Below are 20444 nucleotides of genomic sequence, written 5' to 3'. Positions count from 1 at the left end.
CGGTCAGACGAGCTCGATGAGGTCCTGCACGGAGTCACGCACCGCCGTGGGGCGGAACGGGAAGCGCTCGACGTCGGCGGCGCGCGTCGAGCCCGTCAGCACGAGGTAGGTGCGCAGGCCCGCCTCGATGCCCGCGACGACGTCGGTGTCCATGCGGTCGCCGACCATGACGGTGGTCTCGGAGTGCGCGTCGATCCGGTTGAGCGCGGAGCGGATCATCATGGGGTTGGGCTTGCCCACGAAGTACGGCTTGCGGCCCGTCGCGGCGGAGATCATGGCGGCGACGGCGCCCGTGGCCGGGACGTCGCCCTCGGCGCTGGGCCCGGTGACGTCGGGGTTCGTGGCGATGAAGCGGGCGCCGCCCTGGATGAGGCGCACTGCCTGGGTGATCGCCTCGAACGAGTACGTGCGCGTCTCGCCGAGGACCACGAAGTCCGGGCGGGCGGCCGTCAGGGTGTACCCGCCCTCGTGCAGGGCGGTCGTCAGGCCGGCCTCGCCGATGACGTACGCCGACCCGCCGGGCATCTGGTCCGTGAGGAACTGCGCCGTGGCCAGCGCGGACGTCCAGATGGACCGCTCGGGCACGTCGATCCCCGTCGCGGCGAGGCGTGCGCACAGGTCACGCGGCGTGAAGATCGAGTTGTTGGTGAGGATGAGGAAGGGCCGCTCGGCGGCCTTGAGGGCCTCGATGAACTCGGCCGCACCGGGCAGTGCCGTCCCCTCGTGCACGAGGACGCCGTCCATGTCGCACAGCCACGACCGGATCTCCCGCGTCATCGCTGCGGCTCCGGCTCCGGTTCGCCACCGTCCTCGACGACCTGCGTGCCCGCCTGGCCGGGGACGGGCGCGGTCGACGCCGCACCGAAGACCTCGCGCTCGACGGCGGCACGCTCGGCGGGCTCGTCGTAGTCGGTGTCGCGGCCCTCGACCGTCTCCCCGGTGCTCTCCTTGCGGCGCGCGCGCCAGAGCTCGAGCGCGACGGGCAGCACCGAGACGCCGACGATGAGGATCAGCAGGGCCTCGATGTTGTTCTTGATGAAGGTGAAATTCCCCAGCCAGTAGCCCAGGAGCGTCACGCCGACACCCCACAGGAGCGCACCGACGACGTTGTAGGACACGAAGTGCCGGTAGTTCATCTTGCCGACGCCGGCCGCGACGGGCGCGTACGTCCGCACGAACGGCACGAAGCGCGCCACGATGATGGTGCGGCCGCCGTACTTGTCGAAGTACGCGTACGTCTGGTCGATGTACTTCTGCTTGAAGAAGCGCGAGTCCGGGCGGCTGAACACCTTCGGGCCCAGCCGGCGGCCGATCACGTACGCCAGCTGGTCACCGAGGAACGCCGCGGCGAACAGCATGAGGCAGAGCACGTAGATGTTGATGTGGACCGGGAACTTGTCCTGCGCGACGAGGGCGCCGGCGGTGAACAGCAGGGAGTCGCCCGGCAGGAACGGGAACAGCAGGCCCGTCTCGATGAAGACGACGGCGACGACGCCGACGACCACGGCGGTCCCGAACGAGCTGATCAGGTGGTCCGGGTCGAGGAAGTCCGGCCCCAGCGCAGGTAGCGGGCCTCCCGCCAGCAGCGGCAGGCTCGCGTCGGTCAGGGCGGCGGTGAGCACCGTCGTCGTCAGCATGAGGTCCAGGGTAGGCGCACCCGGCGGGAGGATGCGGGCCGCCCGGTCGGGGAGGATCGGGGGGTGACGGACGAGAACGGCGGCCCGCAGGGCGCGCACCAGGTGGACGACGTCGGGGTCGGGCCCTGGCCCGGCGGGCCCGACGCGTGGCCCGACGACCCGCGGTACGACCCCGAGCTGCTGGCGCACGGCGACCGGCGCAACGTCGTCGACGCCTACCGGTACTGGACGGTCGAGGCGATCGTGGCGGACCTCGACACGCGCCGGCACCCGTTCCACGTGGCCATCGAGAACTGGTCCCACGACCTGAACATCGGGTCGGTCGTGCGGACGGCGAACGCCTTCAACGCCGCGGGCGTGCACGTCGTCGGCAGGCGCCGCTGGAACCGCCGCGGCGCCATGGTCACCGACCGGTACCTGCACGTCCACCACCATCCCGACGCGGCCGCGCTCGCCACGTGGGCGGCCGGGGCCGGGCCGGACGGCACGCGCCTGCCGATCGTCGGCATCGACAACGTGCCGGGCTCGGTGGCGCTCGAGACCCACGTCCTGCCGCCGCGGTGCGTGCTGCTGCTCGGGCAGGAGTCCACGGGCCTGACCGCGGGCGCCCAGGCGGTGTGCGACGTGGTCCTGCACATCACCCAGCACGGCAGCACGCGCTCGCTCAACGCGGGGGCGGCCGCCGCGATCGCCATGCACACGTGGCTCGTGCGGCACGGCTGACGGGTCCCGGTGGACGTCCCGGAACGTCCGGGGGCCGGTGGTGGCAGACTCGAGGGGATACCCCGCCCCGAGCACCCAGGAGAACCAGCGATGCCCATCGCCACCCCCGAGGTCTACGCCGAGATGATCGACCGCGCCAAGGCCGGCAAGTTCGCCTACCCCGCCGTGAACATCACGTCGTCCCAGACCGTCACCGCCGCCATCCAGGGCTTCGCGGAGGCCGAGTCGGACGGCATCATCCAGGTCTCCGTCGGCGGGGCGGAGTACGCGTCCGGCTCGACGATCAAGAACCGCGTCAGCGGCACGCTCGCGCTCGCGGCGTACGCGACCGAGGTCGCCAAGCACTACGGCGTCACGATCGCGCTGCACACGGACCACTGCGTCAAGAAGAACCTCGACTCGTGGGTCCGCCCGCTGCTCGAGCTCGAGGCGGAGCAGGTCAAGCGCGGCGAGAACCCCACGTTCCAGTCGCACATGTTCGACGGCTCTGACATCCCGCTCGAGGAGAACCTCGTCATCGCCGCCGAGCTGCTCGAGCGCTCGCGCGCGGCCCGCACGATCCTCGAGATCGAGGTCGGCGTCGTCGGTGGCGAGGAGGACGGCCACGAGGCCGAGATCAACGAGAAGCTCTACACGACGGCCGAGGACGGCCTCAAGACGGTCGAGGCCCTCGGCGCCGGCGAGAAGGGCCGCTACCTGACGGCCCTGACGTTCGGCAACGTGCACGGCGTCTACAAGCCGGGTGCGGTCAAGCTGCGCCCGTCGATCCTCGCGGACATCCAGCGTGAGGTCGGCGCCAAGATCGGCAAGGAGTCGCCGTTCGACCTCGTCTTCCACGGCGGGTCCGGCTCGACGGCCGCGGAGATCGCCGAGGCGGTCGACAACGGCGTCATCAAGATGAACATCGACACCGACACGCAGTACGCGTTCACGCGTCCGGTCGTCGGCCACATGTTCACGAACTACGACGGCGTCCTGAAGATCGACGGCGAGGTCGGCAACAAGAAGGCGTACGACCCCCGCGCGTGGGGCAAGCTCGCCGAGGCGGGCATGGCCGCGCGCGTCGTCGAGGCCTGCCAGCAGCTGCGGTCGGCGGGCACCCGCATCTCCTGACCGCCGCACGACCGACGCCGACGGCCCCGGTCCCCGCAAGGGGGTTCCGGGGCCGTCGGCGTCAGGCGGTGCGCCGGCTCAGCCGGGGGAGTCCACCGGCTCGAAGGGCGCCGCGCCGTCGTCGTCGACGACGTCGAGCAGCTCGCCGATGCGGGTGACCTCGAGCAGGAACCGCACGGTCGGCGGTACGCGCAGCAGGCGCACCCGGTGCTCGCTGCGGATGGACAGCCGGGCCAGGAAGGCCACGCCCGAGGAGTCCATGAACGTCACGTGGTGCGCGTCGACCTCGATGGGCAGACCGCGCTGCTCCGCCTCGGCGGTCGCCTCCTGCAGCTCCGGTCCGAGGTCGGCGTCGACCTCGCCCGACAGGACGATGCGGGTGCGGTCCGTACCGACGATGACCTGCACGGCGCCGGGTTCCCCGACGGTCGTCGCTTCGGTCGAGTCCGACGTGGCGGCGTCCTGGTCGCTGGAAGGACTGTTAACGTCTCGCACGATGCTCCTTCCGGGCGCTGGCGGGGCTCACCGGGGTGGTCGAGCCGTCCGTCGTTCGGCACGCTAGACGATCGGAGGTGGTGGAGGTCAACTCCCACGCCATCGAACCGATGCCCGAGCCTACGCCCGCGCCGGCCGCAGGTGCTCCTGCGTCGCCCCTTGCGGTGTCGCGGCAGGTGCTCGGTGCGGCTCTCGGCGCCACCCAGGTGCCCATGGCGCTGCTGCACGCCTCGCGGACCGGTGCGTACGTCGTGTGGGTCAACGACGCGCTCGCACAGGCCCTCGGCCACGCCCCGCAGGACCTCGTCGGTGTCGACGTGCTCGGCGACCCGCGGGTGCGGCCGTCCGACCCGGACGCCGCGCGGGCGGTGTCGCGCGGCCCGTCGACGCACCCCGTGGTCCTGCGGCGCCGGGACGGTGCCGACGTGCGCTGCGTCGCGCACGTCTCACCCGTGCCGCCGGGGCTCGGCGTGCCCGGCGGCACGTACGTCGTGGCAGTGCAGGACCTCACGGCGGAGCTGACCGCGTCGGCCGAGCACGCGGCGCTCGTGGCCGAGCAGCACCGCGAGCGGCAGAGCCTGTCGCTCATCGCCCGGGTCTCCGACCTGCTGATGGACGTCGACGAGCCGCACGGCCTGCGGGAGATCGCGAACCTGCTGGAGTCGCAGGTCGTCGACCGGGCGCACTTCTTCCTGTACGACCACGGGCTGTGGTCCGCCGACGGCCTCGAGGCCGGCCACGGCGGTGCGGTGCGGCACCACGGCCCGTCGGGGCGCCTGCTGTCGCGCTGCCCCCTGGACCCGGTGGGCCAGCTGCTGTCCGGCGCGCGCGACGGTCTGGTCGAGCTCGACCTGACCGCCGGCCACCCCGAGGGCACCTACTCGCAGTGGCTGTCCGGCAGGCTCGCCGCCGACGGGCCGGACGCGGGCGACCGCGTCCTCGTGCAGCCCGTCCCCGGGCGGCGCCGCACCGTCGGCCTCCTCGTGGTGCGCCCCCACGGCGGCGGCGGGCGTGCCGCGCTGGGACCGTCGGAGCGCACGGTCGTCGAGCTCGTCGCGCGGCGCGTGGGACTGTCCATCGACAACGTCCGCCTGTACGACCGCGAGCACCGCCTGGCGGAGACGCTGCAGCGCGCGATGCTGCCGGAGCAGGCCGAGGTCGACGGTCTCGACGTGTGGACGTACTACTCGCCCAACGCCGACGACGCGCAGGTCGGCGGCGACTGGTACGACGTCCTGCAGATCGACCCGGAGACGGTCAGCATCGTCATCGGCGACGTCGTGGGGCATGACGTCGAGGCGGCCGCCACGATGGGCCAGCTGCGGTCGGTCGTGCGGTCCTACGCCTTCGACATCACGACGCCCGGGCCCGTGCTGGACCGCGTCGACCAGCTCTTCGGCGGCATGCGGATCCCGCGCGCCGCGAGCATGGTCTACTCCGCGCTGCGGCGCGACGGCGCGGGCGGGTGGGTGCTGCAGTACGCGCGAGCGGGCCACCTGCCGCTGCTCCTGGTGCGCGACGGGCACGCCGAGCAGCTGCGCGGGACGGGCGGCCGGCTCGTGGGCTTCGGGGCGGGCGGACGGGCGACGGACGAGGTCGTGCTGGTCCCCGGGGACGTCGTCGTCTTCTACACCGACGGGCTCGTCGAGCGCCGCGACCGCAGCCTGCGCGACGGCCTGTCGGTGCTCGAGGCGGTCGCGGCGGGGATCACCGCCCAGGACGCGGCCGGCATCGGCGAAGACCTGCTGTCCCGGCTCGCCGACCACCCGGAGGACGACGTCGCGGTCGTCGTGCTGCGTGTGCCGGGCGTGGACGACCACCTCGCGGGTGCCGTCAGCCCACGGCGTCGGCGCTGGGCGCTGCCGAGCGAGCCGGCGTCGATCGGGCGGGCGCGGCACGCGGTGGTGCGCACGTGCGAGGCGTGGGAGATGCCGGACGCGGCCAACGCCGAGCTCATCGTGTCCGAGCTGGTCGCGAACGCGGTGCTGCACGGCTGGGGGCACGTCGCCCTGCAGCTGTACGACACCGGTGACGGCCTGCGCATCGAGGTGGAGGACGGCAACCCGACGCCACCCGTCACGACCGACGGGCACCCCGGGCGGGTCGGCGGGTTCGGGATGCAGATCGTCGAGCGGCTCGCCGACTGGGGCTGGCGGCACTCGCGGGGCGGCAAGGTCGTGTGGGCGAAGGTGCGCCCGGGCTCGCTGCCGTCCCCGTCCCGGCGGACGTGACGTCCGACCCTCGAGGGACGCGCCGGCAGGTCAGGCAGGAGCGGGAGCGCCCTCGGGGCTGCTCGGGATCTCGGCGCCCAGCTCGCAGTGGTGGTCCGCGTCGATGCGGAACAGCTCGAGCGCGCCGCAGATCTCCAGGACGAACAGGTCGCGGTCCGCCGCACCCCGCAGGACCGTCGCGCCGCCGCGGCGGCGTCCGGCGTCGGCGAGCGAGATGAGGAACGCGGCGCCCGTGGAGTCCATGAAGGTCACGCGGCACATGTCGATGACGAGCAGCTGCCGGCGCAGCCCCACGACCCGGGCCGTCACCTCGGGGAACTGCTCCCGCTCGGCGAGGTCGAGGTCGCCCGCGACGAGCAGCGTCGTGGTGGTGGAGGACGTCGAGATCTCGATCATGGCTGTCCTGTGCTCGAGCCGGCCGGGGGAGGTGCGGCGGGGGACGCGTGCTGGTCGACCGTTCGACTCTATCCGCGGTGCTCCACGGTGGCGACCGCAGGTCCGGGTCGCGGGGGTTCGCCCGGGTGCGCCCGTCGTCGGGCGCAGCGGGCCGGTGCGAGACTGGCGCGATGACCCACGAGAACCTCCTCGACGGCCCCGCCCCGACGCTGCTGCCCGCCGACGGGCCGGACGCGGCGGCGCGCGCCGCGCTCGCGTCCGGCGCCGACCCCCGCGAGGTGGTGCCCGCGGCGCCCGCGTCCTCGCTGGTGTGGGCGCTGCTCGCCGAGCGGGCCGACGACCCGGTCGCTGCGTACGCCTACGCGCGCACCGGCTACCACCGGGGCCTGGACGCGCTGCGCGGTGCCGGGTGGCGCGGACGCGGTCCGGTGCCCGCCTCCCACGAGCCGAACCAGGGGTTCCTGCGCGCGCTGCTCGCGCTCGCGACGGCCGCGGACGCCCTGGGTGAGACGGCGGAGGCCGAGCGCTGCCGGCAGTTCCTGCGGGACTGCGGGACGTCGGCCGACGAGGTCGCCGCGCTGCGCTGACGGGCGGACGCGCCGGACCCGCCCGTGGGCGGGTCCGCGGTCCGGCGCGCGCCTCCGGTACCCTTCGGCGAGGTACGCGTCACTGCCGCGCGTCCTCGGGTCACCCGCGCCGCGAGCCCGCTCGCGCCCGTCTGCGGGCGGAGCCCTACTGCAGGCAGCGGGAAGTGGTGATCGTCATGCCGGCCGTCGTGGTGCTCGGGGCGCAGTGGGGCGACGAGGGCAAGGGGAAGGCCACCGACCAGCTCGGCGGCCGTACCGACGTCGTCGTGAAGTTCAACGGCGGCAACAACGCGGGTCACACGGTCGTCATCGAGGGCGAGAAGTACGCGCTGCACCTCCTGCCGTCCGGCATCCTCACGCCCGGCGTCGTCCCGGTGATCGCCAACGGCGTCGTCATCGACATCGAGGTGCTGTTCGAGGAGATCGACGCGCTCGAGGCGCGGGGCGTCGACACGTCCCGCCTGCTGGTGTCGTCGGCTGCGCACGTCATCGCGCCGTACAACCGCACGATGGACAAGGTCGCGGAGCGGTTCCTCGGCAAGCGCCGCATCGGCACGACAGGCCGCGGCATCGGCCCGACCTACGCCGACAAGATCAACCGCATCGGCATCCGCGTGCAGGACCTGTTCGACGAGGGCATCCTGCGCCAGAAGGTCGAGGGCGCGCTGGACCACAAGAACCACCTGCTGGTCAAGGTCTACAACCGGCGCGCCATCACGGTCGAGGAGACGCTCGACGACCTGCTGCGGCACGCCGAGCGCCTGCGCCCGTTCGTCGCGGACACGCCCCAGTACCTCAACCGCGCGCTCGACGAGGACAAGACGCTGGTCTTCGAGGCCGGGCAGGCGACCATGCTCGACGTCGACCACGGCACGTACCCGTTCGTGACGTCCTCCGCGTGCACGGCCGGCGGCGCGTGCACCGGCTCGGGCGTCGGGCCCACACGCATCGACCGCGTCGTGGCTGTCGCCAAGGCGTACACCACGCGCGTGGGCGAGGGGCCGTTCCCCACCGAGCTGCTCGACGACGACGGCGAGTGGCTGCGCCAGACGGGCGGGGAGTTCGGCACCACGACGGGCCGTCCGCGCCGCACCGGCTGGTACGACGCGGTCGTCGTGCGGTACGCGTCGCTCGTCAACGGTCTGACGGACCTCGTCGTGACCAAGCTCGACGTGCTCACGGGGCGTGAGCGCGTGCCGGTCTGCGTCGCGTACGACGTGGACGGCCGGCGGGTCGAGGACATGCCGATCGACCAGAGCGACTTCCACCACGCCCGGCCGGTGTACGAGTACCTCGACGGCTGGAGCGAGGACATCTCGGGGGCGCGGGACTTCGACGACCTGCCGAAGGCGGCGCAGCGGTACCTGCAGTTCCTGGAGGAGGTGTCCGGCACCCGGATCTCCTCGGTCGGCGTCGGCCCGGGCCGCGAGGCGACGATCATCCGGCACGAGCTGCTGGTCTGAGCAGCGGACGTGCGCGGGCAGCCGCGTGCGCGGCCGGTAGGGTCGTGCGCCGTGGAGATCCTCGTCGTCGGCACCGGTGCCCGTGAGCACGCCCTGGCCCGCACGCTCTCGCTCGACCCCGGTGTGACCGGGGTGCACGTGGCCCCGGGCAACCCCGGGATCGCGCAGCGAGCGACGCTGCACGCGGTCGACCCCCTCGACGGTGCCGCCGTCGCGGCACTCGCGCAGTCGCTCGGCGTCGACCTGGTCGTCGTGGGGCCCGAGGCGCCGCTCGTCGCGGGTGTCGCCGACGCGGTGCGCGCGGTCGGGATCCCGGCGTTCGGGCCGTCGGCGCAGGCCGCGCGGCTCGAGGGGTCGAAGTCGTTCGCCAAGGACGTGATGGCCGCCGCCGGCGTGCCGACGGCCGCGGCCCGCGTCGCGACGACGCTCGAGGAGGTCGCCGCCGCGCTCGACGCGTTCGGGGCGCCGTACGTCGTCAAGGAGGACGGCCTGGCCGCCGGCAAGGGCGTCGTCGTCACGGACGACCGGGAGGCGGCGCTCGCGCACGCGGCCGCGTGCCTGGCCAAGGCGGGCGGCAGCGTGGTCGTCGAGGAGTACCTCGACGGCCCGGAGATCTCCCTGTTCGTGCTGAGCGACGGCACCGACGTGCTCCCGCTCGTACCCGCGCAGGACTTCAAGCGCGCCCTCGACGGCGACCAGGGCCCGAACACCGGCGGCATGGGTGCCTACTCGCCGCTGCCGTGGGCGCCCGAGGGGCTCGTCGACGAGGTCGTCGAGACCGTCGCGCGTCCGACGGTCGCCGAGATGGCGCGCCGCGGCACCCCCTTCGTCGGCGTCCTGTACTGCGGCCTGGCGCTGACGAGCCGTGGCCTGCGCGTCGTGGAGTTCAACGCGCGGTTCGGCGACCCGGAGACCCAGGTCGTGCTCGCGCGGCTGGCGTCGCCGCTCGCCGAGGTGCTGCTCGCCGCGGCGCAGGGACGCCTCGCGCAGGTCGAGCCGCTGCACTGGCGTGCCGACGCCGCGGTGACCGTCGTCATCGCGTCCGCCGGCTACCCGGGCGAGGTCCGGACCGGCGACCCGATCACGGGCCTGGACGCCGCCGAGACGGTGCCCGGCGTCCACGTGCTGCACGCCGGCACGGCCGTGCGGACGACGGGCGACGACCCGGAGAACCCCCTGAACGACCCGCTGCTCGTGTCGGACGGCGGCAGGGTGCTGTCGGTCGTCGGCGTCGGCGAGACGCTGGCCGCGGCGCGGCGTGCCGCGTACGTCGCGGTCGACCAGGTCAACCTCGCGGGGTCGCAGCACCGGACGGACATCGCGCAGGCCGTCAGCGAGGCCTGACGCCCCGCGGTGTGCACTGCGCTGCGACGTACCGGGAGGAAGCGGGCGCCGGCAGATTCATCCCTCCCCACGGGGTGCGCGGCCGCGACATGCTCCGGAGACCTACGCCACCACCCCCGGAGCTGACATGCCGATCCGCCCCACCGGACGGCGGCGCCGTCCTGCGCGCGCTGTCCTCGTCCTCGTCCTCGCCCTCGGCGTGACGCTGGTCCCCGGTGTCGCCCACGGGGCACCGGTCGAGGGGGGTGCCTCGTGGGCCACGGCGGTGCCGCTCCCGGTCACCTCGCTCGACGCGTCCTTCACCGCGACCAACGAGAACGTCCCCGACTCCGCCGAGAGCGGGGAGTGGGCCAACGTCGCGTGGTACTCCTGGACGCCCGCCGAGGACGTGCAGGTGCACATCCGCGCCCTGTCGATCGCGCCGTCGGGGTGGGACAACACCCTCGAGGTGTGGGTCGGCGGCACCCAGGTGGCTCGCAACGACGACACCAGCGACTACGACGCCGCGCTGGCGGTCGAGCTGGAGGCAGGCCGGACGTACGTCATCGGACTGGGCTCGTACACCCGGGGCGAGACGGGGACCGCGTCGCTCCACCTCGCGACACGCCTGCCGTCGGCACCCACCGACCTCGTGGCGACCGCCGGCGACGAGAGTGCGACGCTGACGTGGTCGCCTCCGCCCGGCGGCGGGGGCGTCACGCAGTACCTCGTGCTGTGCACCGCGCCCGGCATCGGGGAGTCGGTCTGCGCCTCGACGGAAGAGCCGCACCCGGCCACGTCGACGACGATCGGCAACCTGGAGAACGGTGCGTCCCACGCGTTCCGCGTCGTCGCGGTCAACGCGTTCGGCCCGTCCGACACCTCGGCGCCGGTGACCGTGGTCCCGGTCGCCCCGACGACCACGACCGTCACGGCCGACCCCGCCGAGCTCGTCGTCGGGGAGACGTTCGACGTCCGCGTCGACGTGACCACAGCGCGCGGCCCGGCCGCGGGCACCGTCGACGTCACCGTCGGCGACACGTCGTACCCCGCCCTGACGCTCGTCGACGGCACGGCGCTGCTCGAGGGCGTCGTCGCCCCCGGTGGCACCACCACGGTCACCGCGCGCTACGCCGGCACCGCCGCCGTGGGCGCGTCCACCGGGTCCCTCGACGTCACGGCCGCCCGCCGCGCGCACACCATCACGCTCGGCGCCCTGCCCGCCGACCTGACGTACGGCGACGAGCCCGTCGCGGTCACGGCGACGTCGAGCCTGGGTCTGCCGCTCACGTACACCGCCGCCGGCGCGTGCGTCGTCGACGGGACGACGGTCCGTACGGTCTCCGCCGGTACCTGCTCGCTGACGGCGTCGCACCCCGGTGACGGTGACACCGAGCCGGCCTCCCGGACGGTCACGGCCGAGGTCGCGCGGCGCGGCGACGTCGTCACGCTCGAGCTGCCGGCCCTGCGGGTCGGCGACCAGGTCCGCGCGGTCGCGACGTCGCAGCACGGTCTGCCGGTCACGCTGACGGCGACGGGCTCCTGCACGGTGGTCGACGGGCTCCTGTCCGTCACGGCCGTGGGCGACTGCGTCGTCACGGCGAGCACCGCCGGTGACAGCGACACGCTACCCGCCACGGCCACGGCGACGATCACCGCCACGGCCGCGCCGACGGCCGCCCCGACGCCCACCACGGGGCCCACGGCCGGTGCGGCCGCCGCCACCCCGGATCTCGCCGTGACCGGCATGTCCCTGCCGGGCGCGGCCGCTGCGGTGGCCGGGTGGCTCGTGCTGGGTGCCGCGCTGGTGCTGGTCGCCCGCCGGCGCACCGCGCGGGTCTGACCGACGACGGGCCCCGAGCGGGCCCCGAGCAGTGCGGGGGAGTGCGACGCGTGGCCGCTGGACGGTCGCGCGTCGCACTCGGCCCGCGGTGCACGCCACACTGTGCACCGTGAACGACGCATCCCTCGGCACGCCCCCCGTCCTGCCCGGCTGGCGGCACGTCTACTCCGGCAAGGTCCGCGACCTGTACGAGCCCGACGGCACGACCGCCGGTGTCGCGCTGCGGGACCTGCACGGCGACGTCGTGCTCGTCGTCGCGTCGGACCGCGTGTCCGCGTACGACCACGTGCTGAGCCCGGGGATCCCCGACAAGGGCGTCGTGCTCACCGCCCTCAGCCTGTGGTGGTTCGACCAGCTCGCGGACCTGGTGCCGAACCACGTGGTGTCGACGGACGTGCCGGACGCGGTCGCCGGCCGCGCGATGGTCTGCCGGCGCCTGGAGATGTTCCCCGTCGAGTGCGTGGCGCGCGGCTACCTCACGGGCTCGGGCCTGGCCGAGTACCGCCACGACGGCCACGTCACGGGCATCGCGCTCCCCGCGGGGCTCGTCGACGGCTCCCGGCTCCCCGAGCCGATCTTCACGCCCGCGGCGAAGGCCGAGCTCGGCGACCACGACGAGAACGTGCGGTTCTCGGTGGTCGTCGACACCGTCGGCCCGGAGCTCGCCGAGCGGCTGCGGGACCTCACGCTCGCCGTGTACGCGCGTGCCGAGACCGTGGCGCGCGAGCGCGGCGTGATCCTCGCGGACACCAAGCTCGAGTTCGGCACCGACCCGACGACGGGTGCGGTCACGCTCGGCGACGAGGTGCTCACGCCGGACTCGTCACGCTTCTGGCCCGCGGACGCGTGGGAGCCGGGCCACCCGCAGCCGAGCTTCGACAAGCAGTACGTGCGGGACTGGCTGACGTCGCCCGCGTCGGGCTGGGACCGCGCGTCGGACGCGCCCCCGCCCGCACTGCCGGCGGACGTCGTCGCCCGGACCCGCGACCGCTACCTCGACGCGTACGAGCGGCTGACGGGACGCACGCTCGACGTGTGACCCCGCGTCACCTGGCGAGGTGTCACGTGCCGAGGTCGACCTCCGGGAGGGCCGCCAGCTCGCGCCACGCGCGCGACTGCGGCGCCGTCACGGCCAGCACGTCCGCGGCCGTCAGGGGACCGAGGTCGAGGGCCGTGAGATCGGCGACGTCGGCGACCGGGACCTGGAACGTGCGGAACGGCCCGAGCGGCGGGGGTTCGTCGGCCGCGGCGGCGGCGTGCGTCTGCGCGGCGAGCTCGGTCGCCGGCAGCAGCGGGCTCTGGTCGAGCACGAACGCCGCCGCGGCCAGGCGCCGGCCGCCGTCGAGCGCCCACGCGGCCACCTTCCAGAACCGCAGCGGCAGGCGGACGCCCCGGTAGAGCGGGTCGTCGCCCGCGAGCACCGGACCGGTGAGCACCGACAGCCGGAGCCGCTGCGCGCGCGCGTGCTCCAGCACGTGGTCCTCGAGCCCCAGCCACAGCTCGCGGCTCTGGTTGAACCCTGACGCCTGCGGCGCCGCGTTCGGGTAGGCGAAGGTGTCACGGGCGGCCTGCACGGCGACGCCCGGATCGCCCCACACCGGGTCGCGCCGGCGCACGAGGTGGCCGCGGTCCAGGTCGTTGCGCGCGTACAGCTCCGGGCCGGCCTGCTCGTCGGCCGGGACGCGCGCGTCGAGGTGCCAGTCGTCGTCGCGCGGCACGTCCAGCAGCGTGACGCCGTCGACGTTGACCGCGGTCGCGGCCGCGAGGCGGCGGACCGGGTCCAGCAGCACCGTGAAGTGCGTGGCGGGCAGCTCGCGCACCGGCTGCGCGGCGACGGGCAGCGGGACCAGCGGTCCCAGGAACGTCGGGTCGTACCCCATGTGCCACCCCTGCCCACGCGCGGACGTGCCGGACCCGCCACGCTACCGACATCGGTCGGCGCGCGGCGGACGACGGCGTAGTCTCCCAGCGCCTCGTCCGTCCCACGTCTCGGAGGTCCCGTGGACGCCGTCCGTCCGCTCGTCCTGCACCGCGCCCGGCTGCTCGGCCGCGACGCACCGGTCGACGTCGCGCTGCGCGACGGGCGCATCAGCGCGATCGGCGCCGCCGCGGACGCGGGGCCCGGGGTGGACGTGGTCGACCTCGACGGCCGCCTGGTCCTGCCGGGACTGTGGGACCAGCACACCCACCTCACGCAGTGGGCGCTCGCGCGCGGCCGTCTCGACGTGTCGGGGGCCGTGTCCGCGGCGCACGCCGTCGCGCTCGTCGCCGAGCGGCTGGCGACCCACCCGCCCGCGGCCGGGCGGCCGCTCGTGGGGCTCGGGTTCCGCGACGGCACGTGGCCCGACGAGCCGTCGGCCGCCCTGCTCGACGCGGTCGCGGGCGACGTGCCCGTCGTGCTGGTCTCGGGCGACCTGCACTGCGCGTGGGTGTCCAGCGCGGGGCTGCGCATGTTCGGCGTGGCGCAGCACCCCACGGGCGTGCTGCGCGAGACCGAGTGGATGCCGCTGATGGGCGCGCTCGACCACGTCCCGGACGCGACGCAGGACGCGCTGGTGGCGGACGCGCTGCGGGCCGCGGCCGCGCGCGGGGTCGTCGGTGTCGTCGACCTGGAGATCGCGGACAACGTGGCCGTGTGGCGCCGCCGGGCCGCGACGGGGGACCCGGCCGTGCGCGTGCGCGCGGGCGTGTGGCCGACGTACCTCGACCGCGTCGTCGCCGAGGAGCTGGCGACCGGCGACCGGCTCGCGGGACCGCGTGTCACGCAGGGCCCGCTGAAGGTCATCGTCGACGGCTCGCTCAACACGCGCACGGCCTGGTGCCACGACCCGTACCCGGGCGTCGAGGGTGCACTGGCACGCGGCGTGCTCAACGTGCCGGCCGACGAGCTGGTGCCGCTGCTGCGCCACGCGCACGCGCACGGCCTGCGCTGCGCGGTCCACGCGATCGGCGACGCGGCCAACGCCCTCGTGCTCGACGCGTTCGCCGCGAGCGGTGCCCGCGGGTCGGTCGAGCACGCGCAGCTGCTCGACCCGGCGGACGTCGCCCGGTTCGCGGAGCTGGGCCTGACGGCGAGCGTGCAGCCCGCGCACCTGCCCGACGACCGCGACGTCGCCGACCGCCACTGGGCGGGCCGCACCGACCGCGCGTTCCCGTTCGCGTCCCTGCACGCGGCGGGCGTCCCGCTGGCCCTCGGGTCGGACGCTCCCGTCGCGCCGCTGGACCCGTGGCTCGCGGTCGACGCCGCGGTCCGGCGCACGGGCGACGACCGCCCGGCGTGGCACCCGGAGCAGGCGATCGACGTGGTGACCGCGCTCGCGTCGTCCGTCGACGGTCAGCCGCTCGGGCTGCGCGTCGGCGGCCCCGCGGACCTCGTGGTGCTGGACGACGACCCCGTGGCGGCCGCCGCGACGCCGGGGGCGCTGCGCGGCACCCGGGTCGCCGCGACGCTCGTCGCCGGCGCCTGGAGCCACACGGCCCTGTGACGTGTCCACGTTCGGGGGGTGGTCACCCTCGTGGCCGCGGCGCGCCGTAGGATCGGGAGCGAAACCCCCTCGCGCGAACCTGGGAGCACCCGTGGGACGAGTCGTCGTCGACGTCATGCCGAAGCCCGAGATCCTCGACCCGCAGGGCAAGGCCGTCGCGAACGCGCTGCCGCGTCTGGGCTTCGGCCAGTTCACCGCGGTGCGGCAGGGCAAGCGGTTCGAGCTCGAGGTCGACGGACCCGTGACGCCCGAGGTCCTCGACGCCGCCGCCGCCGCGGCCGAGCAGGTGCTGTCGAACCCGGTCATCGAGGACGTCGTGCGCGTCGCCGACATCGAGGCCGACGCCGCCGCCACCGTCACGTCGCAGGGCCTGGCCTGATGGGTCGCATCGGGGTCGTCACGTTCCCCGGCACGCTGGACGACCGGGACGCCGCCCGCGCGGTGCGCCTGGCCGGCGGCGAGCCCGTGGCGCTGTGGCACGCGGACGCCGACCTCAAGGGCGTCGACGCGGTCGTGCTGCCCGGCGGGTTCTCCTACGGCGACTACCTGCGCGCCGGGGCGATCAGCCGGTTCGCGCCCGTCATGGGCGAGATCGTCGACGCCGCAGGCCGGGGCCTGCCGGTGCTCGGCATCTGCAACGGCTTCCAGGTCCTCACCGAGGCGCACCTGCTGCCCGGGTCGATGATCAAGAACGACCACCTGCACTTCCTGTGCCGGGAGCAGGTGCTCTCGGTCGAGAATGCCGACACGGCGTGGACGCGGGCGTACGCCACGGGCGAGCGCATCACGATCCCGCTGAAGAACCAGGACGGGCAGTACGTCGCCGACGAGCGCACCCTCGACGAGCTCGAGGGCGAGGGGCGCGTCGTGTTCCGGTACCAGGACGGCAACCCCAACGGGTCCCGCCGGGACATCGCGGGCATCAGCAACGCCGCCGGCAACGTCGTGGGTCTCATGCCGCACCCCGAGCACGCGGTCGAGGCCGGCTTCGGTCCCGACGGCGCCCGGGGCCCGCGGTCCGGGACCGACGGGCTGCGGTTCTTCACGTCGGTCCTGCAGGCCCTCGTCGGCTGACGCGGGCGACCTCACGTCTCCCCGCGGTGCGCGCGCGCGTCGTCCGACCGTCGGCGTGCGTGGCCGCGCGCGACGGGCGAGGGTACGGGGGTGACGATCCGCATCGGCACGTCGGGGTGGTCGTACGACCACTGGGACGGCGTCCTCTACCGTCCGGGCCTGCCGGCCCGTGACCGGCTCGCGCGGTACGTCGAGGCGTTCGACACCGTCGAGCTCAACGCGAGCTTCTACCGCTGGCCGCGCGAGGCGGCGTTCGCGTCGTGGCGCGAGCGGCTGCCGGAGGGCTTCACGATGTCGGTCAAGGCGTCGCGCGGCCTGACGCACGCGCGGCGCCTGTACGGGCCCGAGGTGTGGTCGGAGCGGATCTCGCGGTCGTGGCACGAGCTGCGGGGACGCCGTGAGGCGCTGCTCGTGCAGCTGCGGCCCGACGCCGAGCGGGACGACGCCCGGCTCGCGTGGTTCCTCGGCACCCTGCCGGACTGGGTGCAGGTGGCGGTCGAGCTGCGGCACCCGTCGTGGCAGACCGACGCGGTCTTCGACCTGCTCGCGCAGCACGGCGCGGCGTACTGCGTGGTGTCCGGAGCGGGCGTCCCGTGCGTCCTGCGGGCCACGTCGCGCCTCGTCTACGTGCGGCTGCACGGCCCCGACCACCAGCACCTGTACGCCGGGTCGTACTCCGACGACGACCTGCGCTGGTGGGCCGACCGCATCGGCGAGTGGTCCGCCGGCGGGCACGACGTGGTCGCCTACTTCAACAACGACGGCGGCGGCAACGCCGTGCGCAACGCCTGGACGCTGCGCGGGCTCCTGGGCCGGTGAGGTCAGGGCGTGAGCCCGGCGACCACGTTGACGAGCAGCGCGACGATGACCGTGCCGAAGAGGTACGACAGCAGCGCGTGGGCCAGGACGACGCGCCGCAGGTCCGACGAGCGGACGTCGGGGTCGGACATCGCGAAGCTCATGGCGACGGTGAACGCGACGTAGGCGAAGTCGGAGTACCGGGGCGGCTCCTCCTGGTGGAAGTCGATCTCGCCGTACGGCGGGGTGTACCAGATCCGCGCGTAACGCAGTGCGAACACGGTGTGCAGCGACGTCCACGACGCGACGACCGCGACGAGCGCCGAGACGAGCGCGAGGACGCGCCCCCGGTCGTGCGTCGCGAGCACCACCACGACGCCGACGAGACTCATCACCCCGGCGCCCACGACCAGCGCGTGCGTCACGAGCCGGGTCGGCTCCTCGCGCAGCGAGTGCGTGCGGGTCTGCTCGGCGTCGAGCGGCCACAGGAAGGCCCAGCTCCAGCCGGCGAACACCAGACCTGCGACGGCCCAGCCGGACAGGAGGGCCGCGGCGAACGATCCCGCGTAGGCCGTGGCGACGCCCCAGCCCGCGATCACGCCGGCGCCGCTGGCGACGGCCAGTCGCGCCGCCGGCGTGACGTCGCGGTACGCCGGGTTCCGGGTCACGACCCCATCCAACCCCCGCGGGCAGGCCGCGACCACGCGAGCGGCCGGGACGCCCGGCGTTCCGGCAGGCGGGAGGGGGTGGCGTCACGACGGGCCGGCGGCTACTGTCGGCCGCATGTTCTCGGTCCGGGTGTGTTGTCGCTGAGCTGACGACCCCGCGCGCCTGCGGCTCAGCCCGGCTGCGCACCCGCACCACCCCCGAGGACGATCCCCGTGGCTCAGCACCTTCTCGCGCCGCTCCGCGCGACCCCCGCCGCCCCCGCCGCCGCACGCCCGGCCGCCCCCACCGCCGCACCGACGGTCGAGGTCGCCGCCTCCTCGCGTCGTGACGACGCGACCGAGTTCCTGCTGGACGCCGACGCGCTCGACCCGACGACGCTCGCGCTCGCGGCCGCCCGGGCGGACGTCGTGCGCATCGTCCACTCCGCGGCGCTGCCGACCGCGGCGGCCGTGCGCGCGCTCGTCGAGGTGCTCGAGGACGAGGTCCGCGCCGTCGGACGCGACCGGGCCGACGTCCGGGTCGTCCTGGAGGTCGAGGCGGTCGTCGCCGACGACGACGCCGACGCGGCCCGGCGCCGGGCCGCCGTCGCGTACGCCGAGGCGTTCGCCGCCCTCACGTGGTCACCGTCGACCACGTGGCTCATCGCCCCGGCCGGTCGCCTGACCGCGGACGCGACCGCGCTGGCCGCCCGGACCGGCGTGGACACGGTCGCGCTCGCCCTGGTGGGGCGGTCGCGCCGGCACGCGGCGACCCTCGCCGTCGCGGGCGGCTCGCGACCGTCATCAGCCGGGTGAAGGCCGAGGTCACCGGCCGCGCGTACGCCGGCGGCGAGCACGCGACCGTCGAGCTGTGACGACGACGCCCCCGCACCGGACCGGTGCGGGGGCGTGCGTCGGACCGGGCGGGGTCAGACCAGGCGCTTCGCCGGCGACGCCTTGGCGGTCTCGGCCGGGTCGGCCACGACGACGTCACCGAGGACCTCGTCGATGCGCGCGAGCACCTCGGCGGGGAGCTCGACGCCCGCGGCCTTGGCGTTGTCGTGCACCTGCTCGGGACGCGACGCGCCGATGATCGCCGCGGACACGTTGTCGTTGGCCAGCACCCACGCGATCGCGAGCTGCGCCATCGTGAGCCCGAGCTCGTCGGCGACGGGGCGCAGGCCCTGGACCCGCTCGAGGACGTCGTCGCGCAGGAACGACTTGATCATGTTCGCCCCGCCCTTCTCGTCCGTCGCGCGGGAGCCCGCGGGCAGCGGGGCGCCCGGCGCGTACTTGCCCGTGAGCACGCCCTGCGCGATGGGGGACCACACGATCTGCGAGACGCCGAGCTCGCGGGAGGTCGGGACGACCTCGGGCTCGATGACGCGCCACAGCATCGAGTACTGCGGCTGGTTCGAGACGAGCTGCACGCCCAGGTCCTTCGCGAGCGCGTGGCCCGCGCGGATCTGGTCGGCGGTCCACTCGCTGACGCCGATGTAGAGCGCCTTGCCCTGGCGGACGACGTCGGCGAACGCCTGCATCGTCTCCTCGAGGGGCGTCTCGTGGTCGTAGCGGTGCGCCTGGTACAGGTCGACGTAGTCCGTGCGCAGGCGCTTGAGCGACCCGTCGATGGACTCGCGGATGTGCTTGCGCGACAGGCCCGTGTCGTTGGGGCCCTTCGGCCCGGTGGGCCAGAAGACCTTGGTGAGGATCTCGAGCGACTCGCGCCGCTCGCCGACGAGCGCGTCGCCGAGGACCGACTCGGCGACGGTGTTGGCGTAGACGTCCGCGGTGTCGAACGTCGTGATGCCGACGTCGAGCGCGGCGCGCACGCAGGCCGTCGCCGTGTCGTTCTCGACCTGGGACCCGTGGGTCAGCCAGTTGCCGTAGGTGAGCTCGGAGATCTTGAGGCCGGAGTTGCCGAGGAAGCGAAAGTGCATGCAGGCAGCCTCTCACCCGATCGGGTCAGCCAGCGCGGGCGCCGCCCCGTGCGTCCGGTACGCACGGTTCGTCCCTCTGGTGGACACAGGTGCGCGTTGCACAGGTCGCTGCGCTACCGTCCCCGCCATGCGATCCCGACGACGTCTCGCTGCGGTCCCCCTCCTGCTGCTCGCGCTCGCCGCGTGCTCCGACGGCACCACCCCGCCCGACGGCGCGGACGCCCCGGAGGAGAACCTCTCCCCACCCCCGGTCACGGGCGAGGGCAAGGGTGCGACCGAGCTGCCCCCCGTGGCGGACCAGAGCGCCGCGCTCGAGGCCGCCGGCGGGGCCGTCCAGGCGCTCGCGGCCGAGATCGCCGGCGGTGCGACCGAGACGGCGCAGGTCGCCGAGACCACAGCCGGTCCGCACCTGCTGCGCGTCGCGTGCACGTCGAGCGACGGTGCACCCGTCACCGTCACGGTGGCCGCCGGGGGCAACGACCTCACGTCGTACCAGGCGCCGTGCATCCCGATGATCGAGGGCGGCTCGACCATGGCCGACAGCGACGCGTTCGAGGTGCCCGGCGGCCCCGTCGACGTGAGCGTGGTCGCGGCGTCCGACTCGACGGTGGCCGTCGGCCTGGTCCCGGCCGGCTGACGCGCGCCCGCCGCGACGCGCGTCAGTCCCGCACCGCGTCAGCCCCCGGGCC

Annotated in this window: 21 protein-coding genes; 14 read left to right on the top strand and 7 right to left on the bottom strand. The window is 74.5% G+C overall.

What is annotated here, in order from left to right; genetic code table 11:
* Positions 1–3 precede the first annotated feature (3 nt).
* Together KKR89_RS14800 and KKR89_RS14795 are read right to left on the bottom strand one after the other, a co-directional pair.
* Positions 4–777, bottom strand: a complete 774-nt coding sequence (locus KKR89_RS14800) for an HAD-IIA family hydrolase (RefSeq protein WP_208196108.1) — start codon at positions 775–777, stop codon at positions 4–6.
* Entirely contained in the window at positions 774–1637 is an 864-nt protein-coding gene (locus KKR89_RS14795) for a VTT domain-containing protein (RefSeq protein ID WP_208196107.1), read from the bottom strand. The genes KKR89_RS14800 and KKR89_RS14795 overlap by 4 nt, the downstream gene beginning before the upstream one ends.
* Before the next feature lie 63 nt (positions 1638–1700).
* Between KKR89_RS14795 and KKR89_RS14790 the strand changes: the two genes are divergently transcribed.
* Both KKR89_RS14790 and fbaA read left to right on the top strand, forming a co-directional pair.
* Positions 1701–2360 (top strand): TrmH family RNA methyltransferase, encoded by a 660-nt coding sequence (locus KKR89_RS14790; RefSeq protein WP_208196106.1) that lies wholly within the window; start codon positions 1701–1703, stop codon positions 2358–2360.
* 90 nt (positions 2361–2450) lie between these two features.
* On the top strand, positions 2451–3473 hold the full coding sequence (fbaA, locus tag KKR89_RS14785; RefSeq protein WP_191782694.1) for a class II fructose-bisphosphate aldolase: 1023 nt from the start codon (positions 2451–2453) through the stop codon (positions 3471–3473).
* A 78-nt stretch (positions 3474–3551) separates the two neighbouring features.
* On the opposite strand, the gene KKR89_RS14780 is transcribed toward fbaA, so the two are convergent.
* On the bottom strand, positions 3552–3968 hold the full coding sequence (locus KKR89_RS14780; RefSeq protein ID WP_208196105.1) for an STAS domain-containing protein: 417 nt from the start codon (positions 3966–3968) through the stop codon (positions 3552–3554).
* Positions 3969–4078: 110 nt separating this feature from the next.
* Between KKR89_RS14780 and KKR89_RS14775 the strand changes: the two genes are divergently transcribed.
* A complete protein-coding gene (locus tag KKR89_RS14775; RefSeq protein WP_208196104.1) occupies positions 4079–6199 on the top strand; it encodes a SpoIIE family protein phosphatase in 2121 nt (706 codons plus the stop codon).
* Between the two features lie 30 nt (positions 6200–6229).
* On the opposite strand, the gene KKR89_RS14770 is transcribed toward KKR89_RS14775, so the two are convergent.
* On the bottom strand, positions 6230–6595 hold the full coding sequence (locus KKR89_RS14770; protein ID WP_191782699.1) for an STAS domain-containing protein: 366 nt from the start codon (positions 6593–6595) through the stop codon (positions 6230–6232).
* 170 nt (positions 6596–6765) lie between these two features.
* Between KKR89_RS14770 and KKR89_RS14765 the strand changes: the two genes are divergently transcribed.
* The 5 genes from KKR89_RS14765 (at position 6766) to KKR89_RS14745 (ending at position 12850) form a co-directional block, all read left to right on the top strand.
* Entirely contained in the window at positions 6766–7182 is a 417-nt protein-coding gene (locus tag KKR89_RS14765) for a DUF3151 domain-containing protein (RefSeq protein WP_208196103.1), read from the top strand.
* A 176-nt stretch (positions 7183–7358) separates the two neighbouring features.
* Positions 7359–8645 carry an adenylosuccinate synthase gene (locus KKR89_RS14760; protein WP_208196102.1) on the top strand — a complete coding sequence of 429 codons (1287 nt, stop codon included), beginning with the start codon at positions 7359–7361 and terminating at the stop codon, positions 8643–8645.
* A gap of 51 nt (positions 8646–8696) precedes the next feature.
* A complete protein-coding gene (purD, locus tag KKR89_RS14755) occupies positions 8697–9989 on the top strand; it encodes a phosphoribosylamine--glycine ligase (RefSeq protein WP_208196101.1) in 1293 nt (430 codons plus the stop codon).
* Between the two features lie 127 nt (positions 9990–10116).
* Complete coding sequence (locus KKR89_RS14750; protein ID WP_208196100.1) at positions 10117–11811, top strand: fibronectin type III domain-containing protein; 1695 nt, start codon at positions 10117–10119, stop codon at positions 11809–11811.
* 109 nt (positions 11812–11920) lie between these two features.
* Positions 11921–12850 (top strand): phosphoribosylaminoimidazolesuccinocarboxamide synthase, encoded by a 930-nt coding sequence (locus KKR89_RS14745; protein WP_208196099.1) that lies wholly within the window; start codon positions 11921–11923, stop codon positions 12848–12850.
* A 22-nt stretch (positions 12851–12872) separates the two neighbouring features.
* Here the strand turns inward: KKR89_RS14745 and KKR89_RS14740 are convergent, their stop codons facing one another.
* Positions 12873–13691: a DNA/RNA non-specific endonuclease gene (locus KKR89_RS14740; protein WP_208196098.1), complete on the bottom strand. Its 819-nt coding sequence runs from the start codon at positions 13689–13691 to the stop codon at positions 12873–12875.
* Between the two features lie 120 nt (positions 13692–13811).
* Here KKR89_RS14740 and KKR89_RS14735 point away from each other — a divergent pair, with 120 nt between their 5' ends.
* The 4 genes from KKR89_RS14735 to KKR89_RS14720 all read left to right on the top strand — a co-directional run bounded on the left by KKR89_RS14735 (position 13812) and on the right by KKR89_RS14720 (position 17189).
* Positions 13812–15296 (top strand): amidohydrolase, encoded by a 1485-nt coding sequence (locus KKR89_RS14735; RefSeq protein WP_208196097.1) that lies wholly within the window; start codon positions 13812–13814, stop codon positions 15294–15296.
* A 91-nt stretch (positions 15297–15387) separates the two neighbouring features.
* Complete coding sequence (gene purS / locus KKR89_RS14730; protein ID WP_191782714.1) at positions 15388–15675, top strand: phosphoribosylformylglycinamidine synthase subunit PurS; 288 nt, start codon at positions 15388–15390, stop codon at positions 15673–15675.
* Positions 15675–16370, top strand: a complete 696-nt coding sequence (gene purQ / locus KKR89_RS14725) for a phosphoribosylformylglycinamidine synthase subunit PurQ (RefSeq protein WP_208196096.1) — start codon at positions 15675–15677, stop codon at positions 16368–16370. Before purS ends, purQ begins: the two co-directional genes overlap by 1 nt.
* Positions 16371–16460: 90 nt before the next feature.
* On the top strand, positions 16461–17189 hold the full coding sequence (locus tag KKR89_RS14720; RefSeq protein ID WP_208196095.1) for a DUF72 domain-containing protein: 729 nt from the start codon (positions 16461–16463) through the stop codon (positions 17187–17189).
* A gap of 2 nt (positions 17190–17191) precedes the next feature.
* On the opposite strand, the gene KKR89_RS14715 is transcribed toward KKR89_RS14720, so the two are convergent.
* Positions 17192–17836, bottom strand: a complete 645-nt coding sequence (locus KKR89_RS14715; protein ID WP_251140907.1) for a DUF1345 domain-containing protein — start codon at positions 17834–17836, stop codon at positions 17192–17194.
* Positions 17837–18049: 213 nt separating this feature from the next.
* On the opposite strand from KKR89_RS14715, the gene KKR89_RS14710 reads away from it, so the two are divergent.
* Positions 18050–18631: a hypothetical protein gene (locus KKR89_RS14710; protein WP_208196093.1), complete on the top strand. Its 582-nt coding sequence runs from the start codon at positions 18050–18052 to the stop codon at positions 18629–18631.
* A 113-nt stretch (positions 18632–18744) separates the two neighbouring features.
* Here the strand turns inward: KKR89_RS14710 and KKR89_RS14705 are convergent, their stop codons facing one another.
* A complete protein-coding gene (locus KKR89_RS14705) occupies positions 18745–19755 on the bottom strand; it encodes an aldo/keto reductase family protein (RefSeq protein WP_208196092.1) in 1011 nt (336 codons plus the stop codon).
* Positions 19756–19882: 127 nt separating this feature from the next.
* Between KKR89_RS14705 and KKR89_RS14700 the strand changes: the two genes are divergently transcribed.
* Positions 19883–20392, top strand: a complete 510-nt coding sequence (locus KKR89_RS14700; protein ID WP_208196091.1) for a hypothetical protein — start codon at positions 19883–19885, stop codon at positions 20390–20392.
* Positions 20393–20444: the final 52 nt, after the last annotated feature.

It is taken from the genome of Cellulomonas dongxiuzhuiae (genome assembly GCF_018623035.1).
GTDB lineage: Bacteria > Actinomycetota > Actinomycetes > Actinomycetales > Cellulomonadaceae > Cellulomonas > Cellulomonas dongxiuzhuiae.
The sequence above is the reverse complement of the archived record's forward strand: the minus strand, read 5'-3'. Positions and strand labels throughout refer to the sequence as shown.

What these genes read in the sequence shown, in the direction of transcription:
- KKR89_RS14800 (WP_208196108.1), bottom strand. Translation starts at nt 777, where the DNA reads ATGACGCGGGAGATCCGGTCGTGGCTGTGCGACATGGACGGCGTCCTC.
- KKR89_RS14795 (WP_208196107.1), bottom strand. Translation starts at nt 1,637, where the DNA reads ATGCTGACGACGACGGTGCTCACCGCCGCCCTGACCGACGCGAGCCTG.
- fbaA (WP_191782694.1), top strand. Translation starts at nt 2,451, where the DNA reads ATGCCCATCGCCACCCCCGAGGTCTACGCCGAGATGATCGACCGCGCC.
- KKR89_RS14775 (WP_208196104.1), top strand. Translation starts at nt 4,079, where the DNA reads ATGCCCGAGCCTACGCCCGCGCCGGCCGCAGGTGCTCCTGCGTCGCCC.
- KKR89_RS14770 (WP_191782699.1), bottom strand. Translation starts at nt 6,595, where the DNA reads ATGATCGAGATCTCGACGTCCTCCACCACCACGACGCTGCTCGTCGCG.
- KKR89_RS14765 (WP_208196103.1), top strand. Translation starts at nt 6,766, where the DNA reads ATGACCCACGAGAACCTCCTCGACGGCCCCGCCCCGACGCTGCTGCCC.
- KKR89_RS14760 (WP_208196102.1), top strand. Translation starts at nt 7,359, where the DNA reads ATGCCGGCCGTCGTGGTGCTCGGGGCGCAGTGGGGCGACGAGGGCAAG.
- KKR89_RS14750 (WP_208196100.1), top strand. Translation starts at nt 10,117, where the DNA reads ATGCCGATCCGCCCCACCGGACGGCGGCGCCGTCCTGCGCGCGCTGTC.
- KKR89_RS14740 (WP_208196098.1), bottom strand. Translation starts at nt 13,691, where the DNA reads ATGGGGTACGACCCGACGTTCCTGGGACCGCTGGTCCCGCTGCCCGTC.
- purQ (WP_208196096.1), top strand. Translation starts at nt 15,675, where the DNA reads ATGGGTCGCATCGGGGTCGTCACGTTCCCCGGCACGCTGGACGACCGG.
- KKR89_RS14705 (WP_208196092.1), bottom strand. Translation starts at nt 19,755, where the DNA reads ATGCACTTTCGCTTCCTCGGCAACTCCGGCCTCAAGATCTCCGAGCTC.
- KKR89_RS14700 (WP_208196091.1), top strand. Translation starts at nt 19,883, where the DNA reads ATGCGATCCCGACGACGTCTCGCTGCGGTCCCCCTCCTGCTGCTCGCG.